The sequence below is a fragment of the Pandoraea sp. E26 genome, from assembly GCF_000681415.1.
In the GTDB taxonomy this organism is placed as follows: domain Bacteria; phylum Pseudomonadota; class Gammaproteobacteria; order Burkholderiales; family Burkholderiaceae; genus Pandoraea; species Pandoraea pnomenusa.
Genome location: NZ_AYXJ01000011.1, coordinates 1 through 1,687 on the forward strand (window position 1 = coordinate 1; position 1,687 = coordinate 1,687).

The following is a 1,687-nucleotide window of genomic DNA, read 5'->3' on the forward strand; positions in this document are numbered from 1 at the left end:
AAAGCGTGAAAGATCCTCGGCCCGAGCTTCGTGCCCGCATGCGCGAAATTGCCTATACGCGGGTGCGCTATGGCTATCGGCGCGTGCATGTACTGCTACGGCGTGAAGGCTGGCAGTTGGGCAGGGATCAAGCATACCGGCTGTATTGCGAAGAGCAATTGCAATTGCGATCGAAACTGCCCAAGCGCCGCAAGATGGTCGTCACGCGCGTGCAGAAAATCGTGCCGAGCAAACCGAATGATGCCTGGAGTATGGATTTCGTCGCCGATCAACTCGCAGATGGCTCGAAGTTTCGCATGCTGACAGTTGTCGATGTATTCACGAAAGAAGCCCTGGCCATCGAAGTTGGTCAACGGTTGAGGGGAGAGCATGTGGTGGTGTCGGCGCTCAATCGAATCGCGGCCAGACGCGGCGCTCCTCGGCATATTTTCGTAGACAACGGCAGTGAGTTTTCCGGGCGACTGCTCGACATGTGGGCATATCACCACAAGTCGAAAATCGATTTCAGCCGCCCAGGAAAGCCCACGGACAATTGCCACATTGAGACGTTTAACGGATCATTCCGTGACGAGTGTTTGAACTTGCATTGGTTCGAGACGCTGGACGAAGCGAAGGCGACTATCGAGGCATGGCGCGGGGACTACAACGAGAGTCGGCCTCACTCAGCTCTCAAAGAGCTGGCGCCGGCCGAATTCGCCCGCCAATTGGTGTGTTTACCCGGGCCGACTTGACCCGATACGCCGAAAAACTCGCTCTGGATTCTGCCCAGAAAACCCAAGCGGATCAATACGCCGAAAAACTCGCTCTGGATTTGGCACAGAAAGCCCAAGCGGATCAGCCCCCGATTTGAGTGACGCGGCGATTTAGAGTTCAATCACGTAGTCTCGAGATTGGACATGATGGATTCAGCAACCTTAGCGTGACGCTGTGTCCGGGATTACAGGGTCGACTCCATTTAGGTTCACCCCCTCTTTCGCCCGCACCGCAAGAAAAATTTAATGCAAAAATACAAACAAATTGCCGATGTCACGACAAACATTCCCAGGAGCATATATTCGTTATTTGTGCCGAACACTCTACGTGCCACAATAACGACGATTGCCCCCCAGAAGGCACTGGAACATAGAAATGCTCCACCGACGATAAGTAGCAAGCGGATCGACGCGGCCATACGGTTAACGCTCATTTTTAGATTCTTGGATATCATTAAATATCTTCACGCCCTTCGAACCAATTCCGTACGTCAATATTCCTTGCCCCACATATGACGGTAACTGCTGTTTGGTCATCGGGTTTAGCATTGGGTTATTCCATTTTGACGTTGTCACACCAAATATCGACTTTGATCGATTAACTCCATCCGTGAATCCAATGTTGTATGGCATGCGGATGCCAAGACTCAGCATATTTGCCCCCAACGCGCCAACGTCATAGGTGACGTTTCCCCAACCAACTGGCAGGTTCGCAACTAGCAAATCACGCACTGGGTTAAAGCCCGCAGGACCGCTGCCAGTCGCAAACCTATAGAGTCCGGTCACTCCTTCAATCGTTTCACTCCCGCCAAACACCGCAGTTGGTCCACCCAGCGCGCATCCAACCAAGCTTGAACAGGCGGCAAAACCTCCGGCTATTGCCATACCGCCGGCGACAACTTTGATGCCATTCTCCTTAGTCTCTAGCTTCAAGT

Annotated in this window: 2 protein-coding genes; one reads left to right on the forward strand and one right to left on the reverse strand. The window is 52.7% G+C overall.

The window, feature by feature from the left end; translation table 11 throughout:
* A partial coding sequence (locus tag W930_RS26775) for an IS3 family transposase (RefSeq protein ID WP_036655792.1) occupies positions 1-731 on the forward strand: 731 nt, incomplete at its 5' end.
* Positions 732-1,175: 444 nt separating this feature from the next.
* Here the strand turns inward: W930_RS26775 and W930_RS30430 are convergent.
* Positions 1,176-1,687, reverse strand: a 512-nt coding sequence (locus tag W930_RS30430) for a hypothetical protein (protein ID WP_161782797.1), incomplete at its 5' end; no start/stop codon positions are given.